The organism is Flagellimonas sp. ABD4_174, from assembly GCF_056160185.1.
Genome location: NZ_JBSWWP010000001.1, coordinates 565,984 through 588,003 on the forward strand (window position 1 = coordinate 565,984; position 22,020 = coordinate 588,003).

22 protein-coding genes are annotated in these 22,020 nt (G+C 41.9%); 5 read left to right on the forward strand and 17 right to left on the reverse strand.

All coding sequences use genetic code 11. From position 1 onward, the window contains the following. Positions 1 to 30: 30 nt before the first annotated feature. The 9 genes from ACXAFK_RS02495 to ACXAFK_RS02535 all read right to left on the reverse strand — a co-directional run bounded on the left by ACXAFK_RS02495 (position 31) and on the right by ACXAFK_RS02535 (position 9,480). A complete protein-coding gene (locus ACXAFK_RS02495; protein ID WP_224836116.1) occupies positions 31 to 339 on the reverse strand; it encodes a hypothetical protein in 309 nt (102 codons plus the stop codon). A 59-nt stretch (positions 340 to 398) separates the two neighbouring features. After that, a complete protein-coding gene (locus ACXAFK_RS02500; RefSeq protein ID WP_474956693.1) occupies positions 399 to 1,163 on the reverse strand; it encodes an SH3 domain-containing protein in 765 nt (254 codons plus the stop codon). Continuing rightward, positions 1,160 to 2,947, reverse strand: coding sequence for a BatD family protein (locus ACXAFK_RS02505; protein ID WP_224836118.1), 1,788 nt, complete (start codon positions 2,945 to 2,947; stop codon positions 1,160 to 1,162). The genes ACXAFK_RS02500 and ACXAFK_RS02505 overlap by 4 nt, the downstream gene beginning before the upstream one ends. Next, positions 2,947 to 3,822, reverse strand: a complete 876-nt coding sequence (locus ACXAFK_RS02510; protein ID WP_474956694.1) for a tetratricopeptide repeat protein — start codon at positions 3,820 to 3,822, stop codon at positions 2,947 to 2,949. The genes ACXAFK_RS02505 and ACXAFK_RS02510 overlap by 1 nt, the downstream gene beginning before the upstream one ends. Before the next feature lie 10 nt (positions 3,823 to 3,832). Further along, complete coding sequence (locus ACXAFK_RS02515) at positions 3,833 to 4,879, reverse strand: VWA domain-containing protein (protein ID WP_252080849.1); 1,047 nt, start codon at positions 4,877 to 4,879, stop codon at positions 3,833 to 3,835. A gap of 3 nt (positions 4,880 to 4,882) precedes the next feature. Next, positions 4,883 to 5,881, reverse strand: coding sequence for a vWA domain-containing protein (locus ACXAFK_RS02520; protein ID WP_224836121.1), 999 nt, complete (start codon positions 5,879 to 5,881; stop codon positions 4,883 to 4,885). Continuing rightward, positions 5,882 to 7,537 (reverse strand): hypothetical protein, encoded by a 1,656-nt coding sequence (locus ACXAFK_RS02525; RefSeq protein WP_474956695.1) that lies wholly within the window; start codon positions 7,535 to 7,537, stop codon positions 5,882 to 5,884. 5 nt (positions 7,538 to 7,542) lie between these two features. Continuing rightward, entirely contained in the window at positions 7,543 to 8,409 is an 867-nt protein-coding gene (locus ACXAFK_RS02530; protein ID WP_224836123.1) for a DUF58 domain-containing protein, read from the reverse strand. A 69-nt stretch (positions 8,410 to 8,478) separates the two neighbouring features. Further along, the gene (locus ACXAFK_RS02535) at positions 8,479 to 9,480 is read right to left on the reverse strand and encodes an AAA family ATPase (protein WP_224836124.1); all 1,002 of its coding nucleotides are present in this window, start codon (positions 9,478 to 9,480) and stop codon (positions 8,479 to 8,481) included. Between the two features lie 159 nt (positions 9,481 to 9,639). On the opposite strand from ACXAFK_RS02535, the gene ACXAFK_RS02540 reads away from it, so the two are divergent. From ACXAFK_RS02540 to ACXAFK_RS02550, 3 genes are read left to right on the forward strand one after another with little or no spacing between them, the layout of a single operon-like run. Then, positions 9,640 to 10,512, forward strand: coding sequence for an aldo/keto reductase (locus tag ACXAFK_RS02540; protein WP_474956696.1), 873 nt, complete (start codon positions 9,640 to 9,642; stop codon positions 10,510 to 10,512). Positions 10,513 to 10,524: 12 nt separating this feature from the next. Continuing rightward, a complete protein-coding gene (locus ACXAFK_RS02545) occupies positions 10,525 to 11,280 on the forward strand; it encodes an SDR family NAD(P)-dependent oxidoreductase (RefSeq protein WP_474956697.1) in 756 nt (251 codons plus the stop codon). Beyond that, on the forward strand, positions 11,277 to 12,413 hold the full coding sequence (locus ACXAFK_RS02550) for an ATP-binding protein (RefSeq protein ID WP_224836127.1): 1,137 nt from the start codon (positions 11,277 to 11,279) through the stop codon (positions 12,411 to 12,413). Before ACXAFK_RS02545 ends, ACXAFK_RS02550 begins: the two co-directional genes overlap by 4 nt. On the opposite strand, the gene ACXAFK_RS02555 is transcribed toward ACXAFK_RS02550, so the two are convergent. Together ACXAFK_RS02555 and ACXAFK_RS02560 are read right to left on the reverse strand one after the other, a co-directional pair. After that, positions 12,410 to 14,332 (reverse strand): alpha-amylase family glycosyl hydrolase, encoded by a 1,923-nt coding sequence (locus ACXAFK_RS02555; protein ID WP_474956698.1) that lies wholly within the window; start codon positions 14,330 to 14,332, stop codon positions 12,410 to 12,412. The two genes, ACXAFK_RS02550 and ACXAFK_RS02555, sit on opposite strands and share 4 nt — an antisense overlap. 6 nt (positions 14,333 to 14,338) lie before the next feature. After that, the gene (locus ACXAFK_RS02560; protein ID WP_474956699.1) at positions 14,339 to 15,277 is read right to left on the reverse strand and encodes a carbohydrate kinase family protein; all 939 of its coding nucleotides are present in this window, start codon (positions 15,275 to 15,277) and stop codon (positions 14,339 to 14,341) included. A 151-nt stretch (positions 15,278 to 15,428) separates the two neighbouring features. Here ACXAFK_RS02560 and ACXAFK_RS02565 point away from each other — a divergent pair, with 151 nt between their 5' ends. After that, the gene (locus tag ACXAFK_RS02565) at positions 15,429 to 16,154 is read left to right on the forward strand and encodes a metallophosphoesterase (protein WP_474956700.1); all 726 of its coding nucleotides are present in this window, start codon (positions 15,429 to 15,431) and stop codon (positions 16,152 to 16,154) included. 44 nt (positions 16,155 to 16,198) lie between these two features. Continuing rightward, complete coding sequence (locus tag ACXAFK_RS02570) at positions 16,199 to 17,194, forward strand: acyl-ACP desaturase (protein ID WP_474956701.1); 996 nt, start codon at positions 16,199 to 16,201, stop codon at positions 17,192 to 17,194. A 28-nt stretch (positions 17,195 to 17,222) separates the two neighbouring features. On the opposite strand, the gene ACXAFK_RS02575 is transcribed toward ACXAFK_RS02570, so the two are convergent. From ACXAFK_RS02575 to ACXAFK_RS02600, 6 genes are all read right to left on the reverse strand, one after another. Then, a complete protein-coding gene (locus ACXAFK_RS02575) occupies positions 17,223 to 17,813 on the reverse strand; it encodes a hypothetical protein (RefSeq protein WP_474956702.1) in 591 nt (196 codons plus the stop codon). 326 nt (positions 17,814 to 18,139) lie between these two features. Next, positions 18,140 to 19,693, reverse strand: coding sequence for an L-piperidine-6-carboxylate dehydrogenase (gene amaB, locus ACXAFK_RS02580; RefSeq protein ID WP_474956703.1), 1,554 nt, complete (start codon positions 19,691 to 19,693; stop codon positions 18,140 to 18,142). 69 nt (positions 19,694 to 19,762) lie between these two features. Beyond that, the gene (locus ACXAFK_RS02585) at positions 19,763 to 20,137 is read right to left on the reverse strand and encodes a DUF1304 domain-containing protein (protein WP_474956704.1); all 375 of its coding nucleotides are present in this window, start codon (positions 20,135 to 20,137) and stop codon (positions 19,763 to 19,765) included. Continuing rightward, positions 20,134 to 20,676 (reverse strand): 3-hydroxyanthranilate 3,4-dioxygenase, encoded by a 543-nt coding sequence (locus tag ACXAFK_RS02590; RefSeq protein ID WP_474956705.1) that lies wholly within the window; start codon positions 20,674 to 20,676, stop codon positions 20,134 to 20,136. Before ACXAFK_RS02590 ends, ACXAFK_RS02585 begins: the two co-directional genes overlap by 4 nt. 105 nt (positions 20,677 to 20,781) lie before the next feature. Continuing rightward, positions 20,782 to 21,294, reverse strand: coding sequence for a CAP domain-containing protein (locus ACXAFK_RS02595; protein ID WP_474956706.1), 513 nt, complete (start codon positions 21,292 to 21,294; stop codon positions 20,782 to 20,784). Positions 21,295 to 21,471: 177 nt separating this feature from the next. Then, positions 21,472 to 22,002 (reverse strand): CvpA family protein, encoded by a 531-nt coding sequence (locus tag ACXAFK_RS02600; protein WP_474956707.1) that lies wholly within the window; start codon positions 22,000 to 22,002, stop codon positions 21,472 to 21,474. Positions 22,003 to 22,020 lie beyond the last annotated feature (18 nt).

The window sequence follows — 22,020 nt, forward strand, 5'->3', positions numbered from 1 at the left end:
GAAAATTTGATTTGAACGTAAAATTGAGTGTTAAACCAATTTTCGGGGAGGAGGGTCTAGTGTTTCGAGTGTAAACTCTAAAACAGCGAATACATATCCCAAGGCGTTGTTGCTTTTCTCCTGATTTATAGAAGGATCCATAGCAAAAAAGCTTTTGTACAGGAAGTATTTGCTATCAAATGTTTTATTGTTCGATGTGTCGTGGGTGTTGTTTTCCTCTTCGGAAGAACCTAAAATAATGGCCGTACTGTACTCCTTGCCCAAAAGGGGCACAAAGGAAGAGGTCATCAGAATGAAGACCATCAAAAAAGAAGCAAGTGGTAAGGCCAGTATTCGCATAAATACTTATAAGTTTTGCAAATTTACGATAAGACGTAAAGATTTCTGTTAAAATATAACTAAAAATCTTTTAATGGCTTAATGGTGTTATCCATTAACCATCCAGTTTGACCATCTGCAATGCGTATTCTCCTCCAATCATCCAACTCTTCCAAGATGTTTACTTTGGTCCCTTCGTGTAGGGTGAAAATGGCCGCACTGTTGTTGTTTGGTTCGGAAGTTACTTGAACTTCTTTGCTAAAAACAATGGCTGGATCATCATTTTTGTACTGTTGATGGTTGAGGTAAGCCATTAAGATACAAACACTCCCCAATGCTAATGAAAAAATACTCGAGATAAAGGCGGCTCTTTTTTGGTTGGCCGATCGTAAAAAATAATAGGCAATGTACGCCAGAACGAATAAAAAAATTAGTCCAACGGCAATATATGCCCACTGATCGGAAGAGAACATACCGACTATGGCATTATATAACCGAGAAAGTTCAGTTTTTGGCATTTCTTCTATGGCATCCAAACGCATATTCTGCGCAAACCTAAGATTGTTTTGAATCTCTTTGTTGTTCGGGTCCAAAAGCAGTGCCTTCTCATAAAAGTAAATACTTGGGCCTATGGCATTTAACTTATAGTTACAATTCCCAAGATTGAAATATACCGAGGACGAATGTTCTCCGTTTTCAAGTATTTTTTTATAATTCTCAATGGCCGAAGAGTATTCGCCATTGTTGTACAGTTCTGTAGCTTCGTTAAAGAGTGCTTCATTTTGGGAAAATCCCAAAGAGCACCAACCAAGACAAATTAAAAGGACTATTTTTTTTGTGCTCATAATTGCTTGTCCAATTTAGATATTACATCGCTCGCCTTTTCGTAATCCTGTTGCATCTGAACATTGGAGAATGGGCTATATCGAGCCATTTCGCAACTTCTCAGCAATTCAATAAACCCAGAAATGTCATTTGTGTCGACATTCTTTTCCGAAAGAATATGGGTTATTTTATCCTTGCTGAATTCCGAGGTCTCTATATGTAACTTTGCTTTTAAATAATTGTGCAGTCCTTTTTCCAGGGCTACATAAAACGCCTCTTTATTGCCAAGCTCCTTTTTTGCGGTGGAAAGATATTTTCTGGCCAATTTGTTGGCTTGCTTGATTTTGTTTCCGATCACATCGCTGGCAATGGCCTCACGTTTCTTAAAAAAGAAAATGGCCATTGGGATCAAGAGTAGGGGTGCCAATAAAAGGATAAAAAACGTATTTGAGCCAAAAAAGCGCTTTTGATCGATGGGCTTTAGGTTGGGATTAATGTTGATGAAATGGAACTGTTCCCCGGTAGGCACAACCAATTGTTTATTCGCCGAAGGTGCCGAGACATTGTCGGAATTTCCTGTTGGTCCCTCTATTACCTCAATGTTTATTTCTTCCGAGTTGATGGTATTGTACCTTCCCGTCGAAGGATTAAAATAGCTGAAGGAGATACTGGGTATGGGATATTTTCCTCGGTAAGAGGGCACAATAGTGTAATTATTGGCTACTTTACCTTCCATTCCAGTACTGTAGGTACGGATGTTCTCGTCGTATTCTGGATCATAAACTTCCAGGGAGCTAGGCAATTCTGGTTCGGGAAGTTGAAATAATTTTAGGTTACCCTTTCCGGTCACTTCAACTTTTGCCTGCAACGATTCCGAAGCGTTAAGTTGTGTTTTGCTCGTAGTTACCGAAAAATCAAATTCACCTACCGCTCCACTAAAATTCTCCGGTTTACCGGCTTCGGGCAATGGTTTTACGTTGATGGTCCTATTGCCTGCGGATACCGTTTTACTGGTCTGGGTGTAAATCCTGCCCCCGAAAAAATCCCTACGGTCTGTAGGCACATCAACAAACACTTCCAAGGATAACGGTTCTATGTCCAGCTTTCCGGCTTTTTGTGGATATAGTACCACTCGTTTTAAAACCACGTAGCGGTATGGCTTGCCTTGATATGTTCCATTCTGGGCCGTATGTTTGGTTACCGGGATATCCTGACTCCAAAAATTGTTGTAAGTGGGGTTGTCTAATGGGCGGTAATTGGTAACACTAATGTTCGGACTTACATATAGTTTGTAAAGTACGGTTACGGCTTCGTTGAGATATGGATTTGCTTTGGATACCTCTGCGACCAAATGAAGGCTCTCATCGGCAACATCATCAACGGTTTTTTGAGAATTCGGCTTGTCCACGGCTGCGGTCACTTCCACGTTTTGTGGAGTCGTCTTGTAAGTTTTCCCCTCAATTTCTATGGTTGCCTGATTAATGGTGAAACTTCCTCTGGCCGTGGGTACTAGGATGTAGGTGTAGGTTTTGGAAAAACTTCGCTTGCCATTAATCCACGAGGAGCTTATGGATTGGGAAGGCCCCATAACTACCTTGAAACCATCAAACTGGGGCGGTTTAAAGTTATCGCCATCCCTGTTCATGGTAAAATCAACTCTTAGGCGTTCGTTTATGCCCAGTTCCTCTTTGCTCAAGTTCAGGGTAAACGTAACCTGATCGGAATCTTCCTGAGCATGGGAATATATTCCTGTTAAAAGGAAGAGGCCCAAAATTAACCCTATGTTGCCCATCAAGGTTTTCATTACCAGTCTTTTTCGTTTTTAATTTTTTTGCCCCGAACTTTTCTTGCTTCCATTTTCTCCTGCACTTTTTTCTCTTCGTTTTGCATGGCCTCTAACAGGTTCTGAATCTGTTGCTTGGAAAGCTGATTGGGTTTTGGTTGTTGTTTTTGGTCTTGTGGCTGGTCCCCTTCGTTGGGCTTTTTCTCCTGTTCTTTTTTCTTATCACCATCGCCCTTTTGATTTTCTTCGGGCTTGTCCTCACCATTTTCACCTTGGTCTCCCTTGTCCTTGTTTTCGTCTTCTTTTTGTTCGCCCTCGTCTTTCTTTTCCTTGTCGCCCCCTTCGTTGTTCTGGTCTTTGTTTTTGTCCTTATCCTCGTTTTCTTGATCTTTTTTGTCTTGATCGTCTTTATTCTGATCGTTCTTTTGCTCGTCCTGCTGTTTTTCGAGCATTTTTTTGGCCAGGGCAAGATTATAACGGGTCTCGTCGTCGGTTGGGTTGCTGCGCAAGGCTTGCTTATAGGCCTCAACGGCTTTTTCGTATTCTTTGTTTTTCATGAACACATTGCCCATATTGTGAAAGGCCTTGTGTTTTTCACTCTTGTCCGCTGCGGCGTCACCAGCTTCTTTGTACCGGCCAAAGGCTTCGCCAAAACTTTCTCGGTTGTAATAGGCATTGCCCAAATTAAATCTAGCGGCCGCGTTTTTATCGCTTTTGGAAATGGCCTTTCTATATTTTGCCTCTGAGGAAACAAAGTTGTTGGAAGTTAGCTCTTGGTTGGCCTCGTAGGTGATATTGGTAGAGGCCTGTAGTGCTTTTTCAGCTTCTCTCTGCGCTTTTTCGATATTGTTTTCCTGTGCCTGGGTCGCTGTAAAACTTAGCAATAGTCCAAACATTAACGTCATCTTATTCATCATCGTGCTCGTTAAAAAGATTCAGTTTTTTCAACCATTGTGTTTTTCTGTCCAAAACAAAGATGTCCAAAAATAAAAATAAAAAGCCGGCCGCAAGAAACCATTGGAATTGGTCTTTGTATTCTGCAAATTGCTTGGCTTCGAACTCGGTTTTGTCCATCCTGTTCAATTGTTCTTTGATGTATTCCACCGCATTTTCGGTGTTGGAGCCATCAATATAATCACCATTGCCCCTATCGGCAATCTCGATCAGTACGTTTTCGTTTAGTTTGGTAATAACAACCTCCCCTTGGTTATCTTTTTTCAGGCTTTCAACTATGCCATTTCTTTTAATGGGTATAGGTGCTCCTTTTGGTTTGCCCACGCCTATAGTAAAAACACGGATTCCGTTTTGGTTGGCTTGTTCGACCGCATCCAAGGTGGTGTTTTCCGAGTGGTCCTCTCCATCCGACACGATGAACAGCACCCGATTGGTCTGCTGTGAATCATCGTAATAGGTGCTGGCCAGGTCAATTGCGGCGTTTATGGCGGTTCCTTGGGAGGATAACATATCCGTATTCATGCCCTGTAGGAACATTTTTGCAGCACCATAATCTGTAGTAATGGGCAATTGCGGATAGGCTTGTCCGGCGTAGGCGATAATCCCGATACGATCGCTTGCCAATTGATTGATTATTTCTGATACGATACGCTTTGCCTTCTCCAACCGATTTGGGGCAATATCCTCTGCCAACATACTTTTGGATACGTCGATGGCGAAGACGATGTCCACGCCTTCACGTTTTACGGTTTCCAGTTTTGTTCCAATTTTGGGGTTTACCAAGCCCAGAATCAAAAAAGTAAGGCCGGCCAACAAAAATACCAGCTTTACAGCGGATTTAAATGAGGACCGATTAGGGGCCAATCGTTTGAGCAGATTGGTGTTCGCAAATCGTTTTTGGGTCTTTTTTTTCCAGATTTGAAGAAAAAAGAAGGCTAGGACCATAACGGGAATTATGGCCAAGAGATAGAAATAAATTTTTTCGTCAAACTGAATCATTCGTTAAATAAAACTTTTAAAGATGGAGTTGCGCAGCCCCCATTCCAACAACAATAAAATACCGGCCAGAAATATTAAGGGCCTAAATTTTTCTTCGTATTTGTAATATTTAAATTCTTCTATTTCGGTTTTCTCCAATTTGTTAATCTCGTCATAAATTTCTTCCAGAGATTCGTTATCCGTGGCACGGAAATATTTGCCGCCCGTCACTTCTGCGATTTCTTCCAAAAGCTTTTCATCAATCTCCACTTGTCGCATTCCGTACCTAAAGGAGCCATCTCTGTTGTAGGCAATGGGAGAAAGTGCATTGCCGTTGGTTCCCAGACCAATGGTATATGTTTTTATTCCAAACTCCACGGCAAGATCGGCTGCTGTTCTGGGTTCAATAAAGCCAGAATTATTGACACCATCCGTTAAAAGAATGATAACTTTACTGATGGCCTTGCTTTCCTTTAATCGATTTACCGATGTGGCCAAGCCCATTCCAATGGCGGTACCATCTTCCAGTTCACCATAGGTGATATCGTCCAGGGCGGCCAAAACAATGGTCTTGTCACTGGTAATAGGGGTTTTGGTATAACTCTCTCCGGCATATCCTACTAGTCCGATACGATCGTTGGGGCGTTGTTCAATAAAATTGGCCGCCACTTCTTTTAGGGCGGATAGTCGGTTCGGTTTTAAATCGCGGGCCAACATACTGGAAGACACATCGATGGCCATAACAATATCGATCCCCTTTGTGGTTTTTGTCCGTGTCGAGATATCCTCTGTTTGAGGTCTTGCCAAAGCTGTGACGATCGCCGCCAAGGCTAATAGTCGGATTCCAAACAGTACTGGTTTTATTTTAGAGGCCCAACTTTTGACCGTAAATCCTTTGATGCTGGAGATACGGAGTGATGCCATTTCATTTTTTCGTTTGAAAAAATACCATAGCAAAGCCAATGGCAGCAATAAAAGCAGCCAGAAAAACTCAGGATTTGCAAACTCTATATTCTCAAACATTTATGCTTGTGTTTTTACGTCTAAACTGGTTAAAATTCGCTCCACGATCTCTTCGGCATATTCGTCGCCATCTTCCCAAGTGATCACTATTTGTTGAATAAACCCTTTTCCACCGAACGATAGAATGTTGTATTTTGCTTTTTTACTATCGCCATCCGGTTCGCCAAAAGATCCCGACCCATAGGTTTTTAATCCTTTTACACCCGATTGGGTAACAAATTCTTCCTGTTTGGTAATGATGTTTTTAAGACCCAATTGTTCGAACTTGTTTAGCGTGGAAACAATTATAGCTTCAAAATCAGGATCTTCGTTCTGTTCTTTAAAGGTGATGGAACTCGTACTAACGGAAAAAATACCGACATAACTGCCGTAGGAGAAGGTCTGCAATTCCTTGATCAGCTCTTCGGTTTCTTTGGGAAGCTCAATTTCCTTACGGACCAATACGTCTGGCGTTTCCATCAAAATTGGTGGAAAACCATAGGAACTTGCCACCCATTCTCCTTCCAAAAGATCTTTGGTAGGATAGCCGAAAACGGTGTCCCTTACTTTTTTTGCGCCAAAATATGCGACCGAAAAAACACTGCCCATAACTATTATCCCAATAAATATGGCAGCGGCCCAATACATACGTTTGCGCTGCTTTTTCTTGGTCAGTTCTTCTAAATACTCTTCGTTTAAGAGCAAATCCTCCTCTGTGGGCTCTGGCAGGGCTTCATGGGTTTTTATAACGATTTGTTCTACAATTTTTCTATCGTGTTCAGCAAGGGAAGTGGCAGGTTTTGATTTGGCAAACTTCACCAGATCTGCGGTCTGCAATATTTTTTGAAACTGATGGATGGTGTCGTCGTCCAAATTGAGTTCACCGGCATCTTTGAGCATTTCCAACTTGGTGATGAGTTCCGAGGTAGTGCTCTCCATCGCCGAAACGTGTACGTCCTCTTCTAAATAGGCCCTAACGATATCTGTGAGCTCGGAATAGTATTGTTTATACTCGTCTTGTATGAGATACTTGGAATTTTCCAGCTTTTTTAGTTCCATTAAGGCACGGTCGTAAGGCGGTAGCAAAGCTACTTTTTCCTCTTCGGTCAATGGTTTTTTGCGTAAAAAGAACCAATAGACCAGACCACCGACCACAATCAGCCCCAAAAGAATCCAGAGAGCGGTAAGCCACATATCGGCTGTGCTCCGTTCTACCTCAATCAAAGGCTTGATGTCATACATCTTTTGTTTGGTGGTATCTACTGCAACATCGGCTACCTTAACTTGGAACGAATCTGTAAAAAATGGTTGCTCGTTAATGGCGATCCGTTGTGGAGGAATGGTATACGCGCCGCTGTCAAACTGGGTCAGGGCATAGATTTTTTGAAGGATTACTTTTTCTTCATTTTTTATGGTGTCGGCCATAATGGCTTCTACGGTTTCAAGCGGCGAAAAGGTTTGCCCTTCGGGAAAAAAAACCACATCGGTAGAGTCCGCCTCCACCGTAATTTTGTATTGTATCTGTTCCCCTATTTTAATGGATAGGGTGTCCACTTCGGCGTTTACCTTTGGATCGGATTGAGCCCGGCCCGTTATGGGCAAGAGGAATAGGAGCGACAGGGCGATCCATATGATTGGATGCCTATGTCTATCTCTGATTATATGTAAATTGTCCATTAGCATTATCCTCTTCGTTTAAAATAGCCCAATAGTTTTCTTACATAGCTTTCATCCGTTCTGCAGTTAATTGCTCCGGAACCGGATTTTTTAAAGGAATTGGTGAAATACGCGACCTTTTCCATATAATGTTTTCCGTAGGCAGAACGCACTTGTTTGGATTGGGTGTTAACCAATTGAACTTCGCCTGTTTCGGCGTCTTGCATCTGTACCATACCAAGATTTGGAATGTTTTCTTCACGTTTATCGAATACCCTGATCCCGGTAACATCGTGCTTATTGCCCACAATGCGAAGGGTATTGTCGTAGTCGTCCGCCATAAAATCGGAAAGCACAAAAACAATGGCTTTCTTCTTCATAACATTGGTCAAGAATTTTAGAGCTTCCGCAATGTTGGTCTTGTTGCTTTTTGGCTGAAATTCCAACAATTCCCGAATTATTCGAAGTACGTGACTTTTCCCTTTTTTTGGCGGGATAAAAAGTTCCACTTCGTCAGAAAAAAGAATGAGACCTACCTTATCGTTGTTCTGAAGTGCCGAAAATGCAAGGGTTGCCGAAATTTCGGTAATGATTTCTTTTTTAAATTGGTTGGATGTACCAAAAAGTTCCGATCCGCTTACGTCCACCATCAACATCATGGTTAGTTCGCGTTCTTCTTCGAATACTTTTACAAATGGCTCGTTGTAGCGTGCGGTCACGTTCCAGTCGATACTTCTTACATCGTCCCCAAACTGATACTGTCTTACTTCACTGAACGTCATCCCCCGACCTTTGAAGGTAGAGTGGTATTCCCCACCAAAAATATGGTCGGAAAGACGCCGGGTCTTAATTTCAATTTTACGTACTTTTTTTAGTAGTTCTTTTGTATCCATTTGGTTCAAATAAATAGGTTTTCGGGTTGGTTAAAAGTATTGCTACTTATTCCGATAAACATTGAACCGCTAAGGCACTTCTACCTCGTTTACAATCTTGTTGATGATTTCTTCGGAAGTAATATTTTCCGCCTCGGCCTCGTAAGTGATCCCGATACGGTGGCGAAGCACATCGTGTACCACCGCCCTTACATCTTCGGGGACCACATAACCTCTTCGTTTGATGAACGCGTAGCACTTGGATGCATTCGCCAAGTTGATACTACCTCTTGGAGAAGCGCCAAAACTAATGAGCGGCTTTAAGCTTTCCAAGTTATATTTTTCAGGGTATCGTGTTGCGAAAATGAGGTCGAGGATATATTTTTCGATTTTTTCGTCCATATAAACCTCGCGAACGGTTGCTTGGGCCCTAAGAATTTGTTCCAAGGACACTACGGGCTTAATGGGTTCTGTTTCGCCTCTTAGGTTTTGGCGAATAATGAGTTGTTCTTCATTGAGTTTTGGATAATCGATCACCGTTTTTAGCATAAAACGGTCGACTTGGGCCTCGGGAAGAGGGTAGGTACCTTCTTGTTCTACGGGGTTTTGCGTGGCCATTACCAAAAAGGGCTTGTCCAAAATAAAGGTTTCGTCACCAATGGTAACCTGCTTTTCCTGCATGGCCTCCAAAAGTGCGGATTGTACCTTGGCAGGTGCCCTGTTGATTTCGTCCGCCAACACAAAATTGGCAAAAATTGGTCCTTTTTTTATGGAGAAATCATTTTCTTTTATGTTGTAGATCAATGTACCGATAACGTCTGCCGGCAAAAGATCAGGGGTAAACTGTATTCTGCTAAAACTTCCCTTTACTGCTTTGGCCAAGGTGTTGATGGCCAATGTTTTTGCTAATCCGGGAACACCTTCGAGCAAAATATGGCCCTTGCCCAAAAGACCGATCAACAATCGTTCTACCATATGGTTTTGGCCCACGATCGCTTTGTTCATTTCAACCGTTAAAAGGTCAATAAAAGCGCTTTCTTGGGCGATTTTCTCATTCACAGCACTAATATCAATAGTAGTGTTTTCTTCCATTGTATACTTTTATTGTTTGGTGTTAAGGTCGGGGTTTTTACTAAGGTGTGCAAAATGAAAATTTATTTAAAACCCACCTGTTAATTAATGGTTAAAAAAAACGCTAAAGCCCTAGTTTTATGAAGGATTTAAGGGTTTAATTTTATACTTTGAGCACTTATGGAACAGACAACGAATTTTTCCCGCATTATATCGGGAGCAATGACCTGGGGGAGCTGGGGCAAAAAACTTTCAAAAATAGAAATGGTCGAATTAATGCACCACAGCATGGATTGTGGACTCACTACATTTGATCATGCCGATATTTATGGCGGATATTCTACAGAGTCGGAATTTGGAAAAGCTTTTGCAGAGAGCGGTATCAAAAGGGAGAATATCCAATTGATCACCAAATGCGGAATCCAACTTACCGATGGGAGGAACAACAAGATCAATCATTACCAATACGATAAACAATATATTATTGAATCTGCAGAAGAATCCTTAAAAAAGTTGAATACCGACTATCTGGATTTTTTCTTGATACACCGACCAAGCCCATTGATGCAGCCCGAAGAAATTGCAGAAGCAGCCCAACATTTGTTGCAAAGTGGTAAAATAAATCGGTTCGGAGTTTCCAATTTTACCCCATCGCAAGTCGCCATGTTGGAAAAATGGATGCCGGTGGAGGGAAACCAGGTCGAATTTTCCCTGACCCATAATAACCCAATGTACGATGGTACTTTTGATGATAGTATCAGCAATAAAAGAATGGCCATGGCCTGGAGTCCATTGGGAAGCTTTTTTAGGGAAACCGATGGGCAGACAGAGCGGATAAAAGAAGCGATGAATCCATTGTTGGACAAATATAATGCGAATGAAAGCCAGTTGCTCTTGGCTTGGATTTTAAAACACCCAGCCAAGGTACACCCGGTGATCGGAACCACCAACAAAGAAAGAATTGAACAATCGGCAGCCGCCGTAAACATAGAATTGGAACTTCAGGATTGGTTTGCCCTTTTGGTAGCTAGCCAAGGACACGATGTTCCTTAGAATTTAATTGGAATGTCAAAAACAGCATTAATAACAGGAGCAACCAGTGGTATAGGAAAAGCAACTGCCGAACTTTTTGCAAAGCAAGGCTACAATCTGATTCTTTGCGGTCGTAGGGAAGAGCGGTTACATCAACTTAAGAACGAATTGGGCAGGGATACAGCTATTATTACGCTCAATTTTGATGTGAGAAATCGTGAGGATGTATTCTCGGCCATCGACAATTTGCCCAAGGAATTTTCAGAAATCGATATTTTGGTCAACAATGCAGGGAATGCCCACGGTCTGGACCCAATTGACAAGGGTAGTATAGATGATTGGGATGCCATGTTGGATATCAATGTGAAAGGATTACTTTATATGTCCAAGGCCATCATTCCAAAAATGATAGAGCGTAAATCGGGCCATATCATAAATATTGGATCCACGGCAGGCAAGGAAGTGTACCCAAATGGGAATGTGTATTGTGCCAGCAAGCATGCCGTGGACGCTATAAATCAGGGAATGCGAATAGATTTGAATGCTTATGGAATTCGAGTTGGAGCCGTAAACCCAGGACTGGTAGAAACCGAGTTCAGCGACGTTAGGTTTAAGGGCGATGCTGAAAAAGCTTCAAAAGTATATCAAGGCTTTCAACCCTTAAAACCGGAGGATATTGCGGACATTATTTTGTTTGTGGTTACCCGGCCCTATCATGTAAACATTGCAGACCTTGTGGTAATGCCCACTGCACAGGCCAGCAGTACAATAGTGAAGAAAGAACTATGATCAATAAACGCCTACTCGTAAAAAACTTATTGGCCCATAACGACGAGAATAGTTTTTACGACAAAAAGCGTTTTATATCCATTGGAGAAAAGGAAGGGAAGGCCAAGTTTCTCAAACATGTTTGTGCCTTGGCCAATTCCAATCCCAACAACAACTCTTTTATTGTTATTGGAGTAGAAGATGAAGACAACAAAATTGTCGGGGTTGATTTTTTTGATGACAGCAAAATCCAGAATCTCGTTAATGCCTATTTGGACAACCCACCTTTAATTTCTTATGAAAACATACCATTTCCGCATTTGCCCGAAGGCAAGGTAGTGGGGCTGGTGACCATCAGGTCCAATGGAAAGGTCTGTGCGTTGCGCAAAAATATATGGAAGTATTATGGTGGTGCCGTTTTCTTTAGGGAAGGCAGTATAAGTCTGCCCAAAGCCTTTGATATTGAACTTAAGGACATCAATTCTGAAAAGGTGGCCACCATTGAGCAGCATGCTCGGAACAACATTGAATATACCCTGGATGCCGTTCTCAATTTCTTCAACACACGCCATCCCGACTTAACAAGCGATTATAAAGTTTTTAAAGAACAATTTGTGGTCTGTTGGGCAGGCAATAAAAAAAAGGTCAAGGGCAAGGTATATTATTCACGGGTGGATATCGAACTGATCAATGAGCAGGTAAAACTCTTTTACTCCGCTTTGGACGAAATCACCATTGATTACGACGATGATTCCTTTAAAACATTGGAATATGTGCAATTGGGATTGGGGTCACAACAAAAATATTATCCTTTGGAGGAAATGACGATCACTTTTTCCGACAATGGCAAGTACTCGATACATAGCAAATTGATATTTGAACCTCCACAGTTCGACAAGAAAACACTTTTTCACGTATACAATACCAACAATGCCCTCCTAAAAAAGTTGGAAAGCCATATTCCCCTCACGAGTTCCGAACATACCGATATGACCCACCTGCCGGCAACTTATCTCATTTGTTATTTGAACGGGTTTGAAGAGGCCAAAGACAAAATGGATGGTGCCAGGCAATTGTTAAAGGCATACGATAGCCATGTGTACCAATCCTTAAAAGAGTCCCAAAGAATTTTGCGCAAAGTTAGGTATGCCTAGGCATTTAAAAGCCAAAACATTTGATAGGGGCCGATCTCCAAAAGACCACTGTTTAGTTTTATCTTTTCTTCGGATACCAGATCTAAGGGTTCTCCTTTACTGAAATACCCCAGCTTTTTTATCCAACCACTATCGATTACCTGCGGATTTTCATCAAAATTGCAAATAACCAACAACCTTTGTTTTTCGCATGTTCTTTCAAAAGATAATATGTGGTCGTTTCCGGTATGGTAGAGCTCAACATTGTTGTGGTCGGCAAAAACAGAGTTTTCTTTCCGAATTCTTATAAGCTTTTGCAAGGTGCCGAATATTCTGGATTGTGGAAGAGTGGTATCTTCCAGTTTGGCGATGGTTTTCCAATCCTGCAAGGGCCGGTTTACCCATCTATTGTCCCCTTTTTTGTTGTTATCTTCCTGAAAGGAATACTCGTTTAAAGTGCCTATTTCGTCCCCTGCATAGATCAATGGGATACCACCAAAGGCAAGGATGATCCCGTGCAACATATTTATTTTGGCCACGGACTGCTCTATCAATGTTTTGTTTTTTAAGGCAAGGGCTTTCTCCAGTCCCAACAACGAAGCGGCACTCCCGGTAATGCGTCCGTCACCGGTTTTGGGATTGTACATAAACAGCATTCCGGTGGCTGGCGACCAATCCAATCGTTGACAATAATAATCCAAAAGGAATTTTCGGTGCATTTGCGGGTTTAGGCCCAACTCTTCTATAAGATGGTTTTCATAACCTAACCCAATATCATCATGACAACGGATGTAATTGATCCAGGTACATTCTTTGGGTTTTTGGGGTACGTTTGTTAAACTCTTGTACAACAAATGCGTTTTCTTGGTGGCGACAGAGTTCCATAAAAGTGCCATTAAGGATGCATTGTAGGCCACTTCGCATTCGTTGCCTCGTTTTTCATCCTCCCCAAAGTACTTAATAATATCCGTTGGGGCCACAATGGCTTCTGCCAATAGAATGGTTCCAGGGGCAACGATCTGAAGACATAAACGGAAGAGGGCGATAAGGTTGTGTGCTTCGGGAAGGTTTTGCGAAATTGTACCGAGTTTCTTCCAAAGAAAGGCCAGGGCATCAAAACGGACAACATCCACTCCCATATCCGCCAATTTGACCAAGTTGGTGAGCATCTCTAGAAATACCTCGGGATTGGTATAGTTGAGGTCCCATTGGTAATTGTTGAAAACGGTCATTACCCATCTTTCCATTTCGGGAATATAGGTAAAATTCCCGGGCGCTGTTTCCGGAAATACCTCGGGCAAATTCTTTTCAAACTCCTCTGGAATGGTATGGTCTTCGAACGTGTAATAATAGTTTTGGTATTTTTTATCGCCCTTTGCGGCTTTTTTTGCCCAAGAATACTCATTGGACGTATGGTTTACTACAAAATCTAGCATTAAAAAAATGCCATTTTTACGCAAAGCTTTGGTCAAACCCAACAAATCGTCCTTGGAGCCGTATCTTTTGTCCACTTCAAGGTAATCGTTCACCGCGTAGCCGCCGTCATTTTCGCCTTTTGGGCGTGTGGTGATGGGCATTAGGTGCAAAAAATTGACACCAAGTTTTTTAAAATAGGGTATTTTTTCCTGCAGACCTTTTATGTCCTTATTGAAGTGTTCAACATACAATTGCATTCCAACAATATTCTGTGACTGATACCAATTGCCCGATTTTAATCGTTCAAGATCCTGTTTTTTTAATTCCGTTGGTCTTTCTGCAAACAGTTTGGGCAGTAGTGCCAAAAGGTTTTGGAAATGCTCCCGATTCTGTTCTTCTGGATATAAAGAGAAGAACAGTTTTTGGATCAAAGTGAGGTTGGTGGCCAACCTTAAATGGCATAGCTCAAGATCATTACTGACCTTATTTTTGGAGAGAAGTTGATGTAAACTGGTCTGGTTCATGGAATTTTACAACTGTTCCTTTGTTGGCAAGGCCACAATGGCCCCATAATTTGTTGTAGTGATGGCTCCGGCCTTATTGGCAGTGGCAACCATTTTTTCGAGGAGGGAGAAATCTTCCATTACGCGGTCAAAATTGCCCAGATCTGAAATTTGATAGAGTAAACAGCCAATAAAGGCATCGCCGGCACCGGTAGTGTCCACCGGGGTTACCGGTATGCTCGGGATTATTTTTTTTGTGCCGTTCATACTTAAAAGCGTGCCGTCTTTTCCCAAAGTAACGGTAATGATCTTTGTACCTACTGTATGTAGAAAATCGCAGGCTTCTTCAATGTTCTCTTTACCCGATATCAGTTGAGCCTCTTCTTGACTAAATTTGCACAAATGCGATTTTTCTACAAAGGGCATGCACTTTTTTATAAAAGTTTCCTCGTCATCTTTCCAAAGGTCGCTTCTAAAATTTGGATCGAAGCTGATGAACATTTCTTTGGTAAGACCATCAAAAAGATATTTGGTATAGGTTTTTTCCAAAGGACCGCCCAATAGTGCGGTCGCAGCGCCCAAGTGAAGGATGTTCCCATGCAGGTTTTTTCGAAGATTTGCATTGTACTTGAGCTCCTTGTCCGCACCTCTGTTAAATACAAAATCCCGTTCACCATCTTCCGAAAGGGAAACAAAGGCCAGCGTTGTAAAGGTGTCGGATAGTTGGGTCAAGGAAATATCAACACCTTCGTTTTTAAGGGTCTCCAATAAAAAAGAACCAAATGGGTCAGACCCAACACAACCGATAAAAATCCCGTTTCCTCCAAGTTTGGAAATCGCACAGGCCACATTGGCCGGTGCACCACCTGCTTTTTTTGTAAACTCAAAGGCCTGGGAAAGGTCACTTCCTTGCTTTTCGGCAACAAAATCTATAAGTAATTCACCTATGCAGTAAATTTTCTTCATACGCTTTTCGAAATATTCTAAGGTACATAGAAATTTATACCACGTCCAAAAATCGGGGTCCTTATTTTAATTGAAGGTTAAATACTCGATAAAGCTCCTATCATTTTTTATTGGACAGGGATTTGTGTGTAATATTGTCAAAAACTATTCTATGCGTACATTGGTTGTGGGTGATATCCACTCGGGAGTAAGAGCTTTGGAGCAAGTAATGGAAAGGGCCAAGGTAACTTCTTCCGATCATATAATATTTTTGGGAGATTATGTTGATGCTTGGAGCACTGCTGTGGAAACTGTGGATTTTTTGATTCAGTTAAATACCGATTATCAGTGTACATTTATAAGAGGCAACCACGATGAACTTTGCCGGGCATGGCTCATGGATCAAAAGGAGAACCCACAATGGTTGGCGCATGGTGGAGCAGCTACCCGAAATTCGTATTTAAAAGCGGACAAGGATAAATGGCAATTGCATATTAAGTTTTACGAAGGGTTAAAAAACTATTACCTCTCGCAGGACAACCGGTTATATCTACATGCAGGTTACACTAACCTTAAAGGAATAGATTTTGAGTATTTTGAACAGTCGTTTTACTGGGATAGAACCCTTTGGGAGCTTGCGACCGCTCTTAGCCCGGATTTAACGCCAAAGGACCCCAAATTCCCAAAACGACTTACCCATTATAAGGAAGTTTTTATTGGGCATACTCCATTGTCGAAAACAAAATTTGTGGAGCCGGAACGGCGTGCGAATGTTTGGAACGTGGACACCGGTGCTGCCTTTATGGGTGGATTGACCATGCTGGATGTGGAAACCAAGGAATTTTGGCAGAGTGATCCGGTGCATACATTTTATCCTGAGGAAAGAGGAAGAAATTAGATAGATTCCAATATTTTATCGTGATCTTTGTAAAAACCCCAAGTATGTCGATAAAGAATGTAAGATTGGAAGTAATGCAGGCAATTGAACCCAAAGTAGAAGGGTTTATAGATGAATTCCTTATTCCTACCGAAAAAATATGGCAACCCACCGACTTTTTGCCCAATTCGCAGAGCGATAATTTTTTTGATGAAATCGAACAGATCAGGGAAGAAGCCAAAGAATTGGAATACGATTTTTGGGTGACACTCGTGGCCGATACCATTACCGAAGAAGCTTTGCCTACCTATGAGTCTTGGTTAATGGATGTTGAAGGTATAGATCAGCACAATGGAAAAGATAATGGATGGAGCAAGTGGGTTCGTGCATGGACTGCAGAGGAGAACAGACATGGTGACGTCCTGAACAAATACTTGTATCTGTCCGGACGAGTTAATATGCGAGAAATAGAAATCACCACCCAGCATTTGATATCCGATGGTTTTGATATAGGAACGGATAGAGACCCCTATAAAAACTTTGTGTATACCACTTTTCAAGAACTCGCGACCAACATATCCCACAAAAGAGTGGGTAAATTGGCAAAGAAAAAGGGAAATGGCCTACTGGCAAAAATGTGTTCCATAATAGCTGGGGACGAGATGAGGCACCATTTGGCCTATAGAGAATTTGTAAAGACCATTATGGGGCAAGACCCCGACGGAATGGTTTTGGCCTTTGCCGATATGATGAAGAAGAAAATAGTTATGCCCGCCCATTTTTTAAGAGAGTCAGGGGGTAACATTGGTGAAGCATTCGAACAATTCTCCAATTGTGCACAAAGACTCGGCGTCTATACGGCACAAGATTATGTGGACATCTTAAAAAAGTTGAACGAGTATTGGGACCTTGGAAATCTTCGAGGACTTTCAGATAAAGCGGAAAAGGCAAGGGACTATCTTATGAAGCTTCCAGAGCGATTACAACGGATTTCCGAGAGAATGCAGTTTTCTCAGGAACAGTACATTTTTAAATGGGTCGAGGCCAACGGAAGAATGTAGAACGACCGGTTGGTCCAATGTAGATTTTTTAATATTTACCTGCCCTATGCTTTTCTTGCCAATCGAATAGCTGCTGCCAGAGACCTTCGTGAGCCATTTTTGCTTGCATAGGCCAAGAGGCAGGGTCGTGGATACGGTACCTTTTTCCACCAGTATTTAAAACTTCTTGGCATTTGTCCACAGAACATTCGGACAGAGCTTCCCATGTTTTAACACCAACGCCGTGGAACAGACCTTCAATTTTGGGGCCGATTCCTTCCACAAGTTTTAGGTCATTTTCTTTAATGGTTTTCCCAAATATAGCCTTAGCCTCCGAGGGGTCGAATAGGTGCGTTTCCGCTTTTGGTGACCCTACGATTTTTTCAATATCCAAGGATTTTATTTTTGAGTTGTCCAGCCTTCTATGACAATTCTCCAAATCCGATTTTAACTTGGTGTTCTCAATTTCAAGAAGATTAAGCGCCTCTGTGTTTTGTGAAATGGAAGGCGTGTCGGACTTTCCAAAAAAATAACCGAGAACAGCAGAAATGATCCCTACACCGGCCAGTAAAATCCAATACCATAAAGCTGAAGTTTCCCAATCCATTTTTAAAAAATAAACACCATGTAAACGAGACATTTAAAATATTAAAAAAATCTTAAAATTCTAAATAAATGTATCAGAAATTGAGGGAGTTAGCAAAAAATACGATTCGCTGAAAAGGAATTGAAACGGATAAAGGGCAAAAAGGAACCAATCATACAATTTTTATGGCCACTTGTAAGATACCTTTTAGAAACTATGGGGAATATATTGAACTTTAGGCCAAATATTAGGTAAAGAACCCTATTTCTCCCGACAAAGTTCCGGCATTGGAGTAGGGTTTTAAATTTAAGTTTGAGTTAGTTAAGTTGGTTTAAAGACCGCCCCTCCGGTAAGACTACTGAAAGGGCGGCTTTATGTTTTTATAGATCGAACTTAATGCCTTGTGCCAAAGGCAGCTCCGTTGTATAGTTAATGGTGTTGGTCTGTCTGCGCATGTAAATTTTCCAAGCATCGGAACCACTTTCCCTGCCTCCACCAGTCTCTTTTTCTCCACCAAACGCTCCACCGATCTCAGCACCGGAAGTTCCAATATTTACGTTGGCAATTCCACAATCGGAACCTTCTACGGAAAGGAATCGTTCAGCTTCACGCAGGTTGTTGGTCATAATAGCTGAAGAAAGTCCTTGTCGAACGCCATTTTGGAGTTCCAAGGCATTTTCAAGGTCTCCGCTGTATTTAAGAAGATATAGTACAGGGCCAAATGTTTCGTGCTGGACAATTTCGTAATGATTCTCTGCCTCTGCAATGGCCGGTTTTACATAGCAACCGCTTTCATATCCTTCACCTTTCAGTACCCCACCTTCAACCAAAATAGTTCCACCTTCTGCCTCAACTTTTTCCAATGCGGACAAGTAGTTTTTAACGGCATCTTTATCAATAAGCGGTCCTACGTGGTTGTTTTCATCCAGAGGATTTCCAATTTTGATCTGCTTGTAGGCGTCAACTATGGCATTTTTCACCTTATCGTAAACTTCTTCGTGAACAATCAATCTACGGGTAGAGGTACAACGTTGTCCACAAGTGCCCACGGCTCCGAATACGGCTCCGATAACGGTATTTTTAATATTGGCATCCGGGGTAACGATTATGGCATTGTTTCCCCCAAGCTCCAACAATGTTTTACCAAGGCGTTCGGCCACGGTTTTGGCCACTATTTTTCCCATTCTTGTAGATCCCGTGGCGGAGATCAATGGAATGCGCTCGTCCTTTGTCATCAGCTCGCCTATGGTATAATCTCCGGTAATTAAGCAGGAAATACCTTCGGGAACGCCATTTGCGGCAAATACACGGGCAGCAATATTTTGGCATGCAACGGATGTGATGGGGGTTTTTTCCGAACCTTTCCAGATACAGGCATCACCGCAGACCCAGGCCAAGGCTGTATTCCAGGACCAAACGGCCACGGGGAAATTAAAAGCGGAAATAATTCCTACAACTCCTAGTGGATGATATTGCTCGTACATGCGGTGACCTGGACGCTCACTGTGCATGGTAAGTCCGTGCAGTTGACGGGATAGTCCCACTGCAAAATCACAGATGTCGATCATTTCCTGCACCTCGCCCAATCCTTCTTGGTAGCTTTTTCCCATTTCGTAGGATACTAACTTGCCCAATGGCTCTTTTAACCGTCTAAGTTCATCGTTGAATTGACGAACCACTTCGCCACGTTGGGGCGCTGGCATGGTTCTCCATTTCTTGAAGCCTTCCCGAGCGGTACTGATCACTTTTTCATAATCTTCAGGGGTGGTAGCTTTGACCTTCCCGATAAGTGCACCATCTACTGGAGAATAAGATTCTATGATTTCACCATTTGAAAACCAATCTTTTCCGGTAGAGGTGCCATTATTGATTTCTTTCAAGCCCAACTCTTTTAAGGCTTCTTCTATTCCAAAAGCAGCTGCTATTTTTGACATTTATAACTTTTTAGTAGTGAATTGTTATATTTTTACAATATTACGAATAATCTTATTATTCTTAAGGGTTTACAGGAATTGATGGATTAGAAGCAAGCCTAGACCTAAGATGGCGGGAAGGCCTTGCACGAGCAATATTTTTTTAGATGCGGTGAGAGCTCCGTAAAGTCCGGCCACGGCAACACACCCCAAAAAGAAGAGGGCCACATAAATTTGCCATTCGGCATTTTGTATGAACAGTGACCAGATCAGTCCTGCTGCCAAAAAACCATTGTAAAGGCCTTGATTGGCGGCCAATGTTTTGGTAGGTTCGAACAAATCTTCCGAAAAACTACGGAATACCTTTTTTGCTTTGGTGGTCCAAGCGAACATTTCCAGCCATAGAAAATATATGTGGAGCAAGGCCACGATCCCAATTATGATCTTTGCGAATAGGAGTATCATTCTTCTTTGCCTACAAAACGTTCGTCCACAGGCATAATGGTACCACAATTATCACAGGTGCGCAATTGTTCCGATCCATAAAAGTGCTTAAAATGACCTAGGAAATCTTTCTCGATATCATTCAATTTAAAGTAAACCTCGTGCAGTTTGTGGTTGCAATTATCGCAAAACCACAATAATCCATCCTCTGCATCCAGATCGGTACGTTTGCGTTCCACCACGAGCCCGATCGAGCCTTCTTTTCGTACCGGGGAGTGGGGTACTTTAGCTGGATGAAGGTACATGTCCCCGGGGCCCAACTTCATGGTTTTCTTTTGTCCATTTTCCTGGATATTTACCTCAATATTACCTTCTAACTGATAAAAAAGCTCTTCGGTTTCGTTGTAATGATAGTCTTTGCGTGCATTGGGCCCGGCCACGATCATTACTATATAATCACCGGATTCTTTGTAGAGGTTTCTGTTCCCTACCGGCGGTTTTAGGGTATCTCGGTTTTCCTCAATCCATTTATTTAGATTGAAAGGTGCCTGTGTAGCCATTTTCAAAGATTTTACGAAAGGTAAAAAAATCCTTGCTGGCAACATAGCGATTAACAAAAAAGACCCGCTTAACGACGGGTCTTGATATACTTTTACTCAAAAAACCTATTCAACCTTTAAGAAAATCTGGGTGTAGTACGGTCTCCCCTCTTTATCTAGTTGTACACTAAGTGTAGTATGGGTAAAATCGCCTTCCATGGCAGCTTTATGAGAGGAGCTTTCTATCCAACCCTCTAAAGTTTTGGCAGCCGAGGTATAGTATCTTGCTACATTTTCCGAGACACTGATAGCATCGGTTTCTGCTGCTATTTTTGATGCTCTCGAATCAAAATTATCGTGACTAAGGGCATTGCGCGAAATCATGTAATCGTTATGTTCTTCGGCATATTTATAGGAGGGAGCACTTTTGGATAGTGCGCTTAACCCTTTCGATTTGCGATGTTCGTTGACCAAACCTAACAAATCTTCCTCCATTTTAGCCGGGTCAACTGTTTGTTTTTCATTTCCAAGAGTAGCTTCTGTATATCCCAATTCATCTTCTTGCGCGGGTGTGGTGCTACAAGTGGTCAGGGCAAGAGCAAGCGCTACGGCCAGCAAAGTGCCATATAATTTTTTCATTTTCGGGGTGTTTTCGGGAGTGTTCTAAGTTCCCTTGTGTTCTCATTGCTAAAATAGCGGAGCACCTTTCTTATTCCATGAAATTTCCATGTTTGGCCAGATTATTACGTTGAAATACAGGAAAAAGGAAACAAAGGGTTTTTTGGGAGTTATTTTTATCATTCTATACCAAGCCGGTTATATTATCTCTTCGGTGGCTTCAATGTTATCGGAAGGTATAGTTTTTTCGTCATCAAAAACATAGGAGAAGATCAGATCGCCCAAATCTTTGATCGGTTCGTAAAAAACAGAATCTTCTTTGGTTTCCTCATTAATTAGGCCCAAAGGAGTCGTGAGTTTTTCAAAAAAAATAAGGAAAGCGCCTAGAATAACAGCAACCTTCAAAGCGCCAAAAATACCGCCTGCGACTTTGTTCAAAAGCCCGAGCATGGCAAAATCGGCAATCTTGGTCAATATTTTACCGGCCAAGTTTACTATAACGATGATGACAAAAAAGGTTATTAAAAAGGCCGCTATTTTTAGGTATTGCTCGCTCCAATCAAATTGTGCGGCCAAATAATCGCCAGTGATGTGGGAAAAATGTATTGCGCCGTAGATTCCGGCAATAAGGGCGATCAGGGATGCCAGCTCAACAAAAAGGCCATTTTTTAAGCCTTTATATAGGCCCCAGATCAACAGAATTCCGATGATGATGTCCAAAAAGCTCATACAAGGGTTTTAACAAAT

Excerpts from the sequence above, each read along its gene's own strand:
- ACXAFK_RS02565 (WP_474956700.1), top strand. The coding sequence starts at position 15,429 with ATGCGTACATTGGTTGTGGGTGATATCCACTCGGGAGTAAGAGCTTTG.
- ACXAFK_RS02500 (WP_474956693.1), bottom strand. The coding sequence starts at position 1,163 with ATGAGCACAAAAAAAATAGTCCTTTTAATTTGTCTTGGTTGGTGCTCT.
- ACXAFK_RS02540 (WP_474956696.1), top strand. The coding sequence starts at position 9,640 with ATGGAACAGACAACGAATTTTTCCCGCATTATATCGGGAGCAATGACC.
- ACXAFK_RS02520 (WP_224836121.1), bottom strand. The coding sequence starts at position 5,881 with ATGTTTGAGAATATAGAGTTTGCAAATCCTGAGTTTTTCTGGCTGCTT.
- ACXAFK_RS02575 (WP_474956702.1), bottom strand. The coding sequence starts at position 17,813 with ATGTCTCGTTTACATGGTGTTTATTTTTTAAAAATGGATTGGGAAACT.
- ACXAFK_RS02505 (WP_224836118.1), bottom strand. The coding sequence starts at position 2,947 with ATGAAAACCTTGATGGGCAACATAGGGTTAATTTTGGGCCTCTTCCTT.
- ACXAFK_RS02525 (WP_474956695.1), bottom strand. The coding sequence starts at position 7,537 with ATGGACAATTTACATATAATCAGAGATAGACATAGGCATCCAATCATA.
- amaB (WP_474956703.1), bottom strand. The coding sequence starts at position 19,693 with ATGTCAAAAATAGCAGCTGCTTTTGGAATAGAAGAAGCCTTAAAAGAG.
- ACXAFK_RS02570 (WP_474956701.1), top strand. The coding sequence starts at position 16,199 with ATGTCGATAAAGAATGTAAGATTGGAAGTAATGCAGGCAATTGAACCC.
- ACXAFK_RS02560 (WP_474956699.1), bottom strand. The coding sequence starts at position 15,277 with ATGAAGAAAATTTACTGCATAGGTGAATTACTTATAGATTTTGTTGCC.
- ACXAFK_RS02530 (WP_224836123.1), bottom strand. The coding sequence starts at position 8,409 with ATGGATACAAAAGAACTACTAAAAAAAGTACGTAAAATTGAAATTAAG.
- ACXAFK_RS02545 (WP_474956697.1), top strand. The coding sequence starts at position 10,525 with ATGTCAAAAACAGCATTAATAACAGGAGCAACCAGTGGTATAGGAAAA.
- ACXAFK_RS02590 (WP_474956705.1), bottom strand. The coding sequence starts at position 20,676 with ATGGCTACACAGGCACCTTTCAATCTAAATAAATGGATTGAGGAAAAC.
- ACXAFK_RS02535 (WP_224836124.1), bottom strand. The coding sequence starts at position 9,480 with ATGGAAGAAAACACTACTATTGATATTAGTGCTGTGAATGAGAAAATC.
- ACXAFK_RS02550 (WP_224836127.1), top strand. The coding sequence starts at position 11,277 with ATGATCAATAAACGCCTACTCGTAAAAAACTTATTGGCCCATAACGAC.
- ACXAFK_RS02515 (WP_252080849.1), bottom strand. The coding sequence starts at position 4,879 with ATGATTCAGTTTGACGAAAAAATTTATTTCTATCTCTTGGCCATAATT.
- ACXAFK_RS02510 (WP_474956694.1), bottom strand. The coding sequence starts at position 3,822 with ATGTTTGGACTATTGCTAAGTTTTACAGCGACCCAGGCACAGGAAAAC.
- ACXAFK_RS02595 (WP_474956706.1), bottom strand. The coding sequence starts at position 21,294 with ATGAAAAAATTATATGGCACTTTGCTGGCCGTAGCGCTTGCTCTTGCC.
- ACXAFK_RS02555 (WP_474956698.1), bottom strand. The coding sequence starts at position 14,332 with ATGAACCAGACCAGTTTACATCAACTTCTCTCCAAAAATAAGGTCAGT.
- ACXAFK_RS02600 (WP_474956707.1), bottom strand. The coding sequence starts at position 22,002 with ATGAGCTTTTTGGACATCATCATCGGAATTCTGTTGATCTGGGGCCTA.
- ACXAFK_RS02495 (WP_224836116.1), bottom strand. The coding sequence starts at position 339 with ATGCGAATACTGGCCTTACCACTTGCTTCTTTTTTGATGGTCTTCATT.
- ACXAFK_RS02585 (WP_474956704.1), bottom strand. The coding sequence starts at position 20,137 with ATGATACTCCTATTCGCAAAGATCATAATTGGGATCGTGGCCTTGCTC.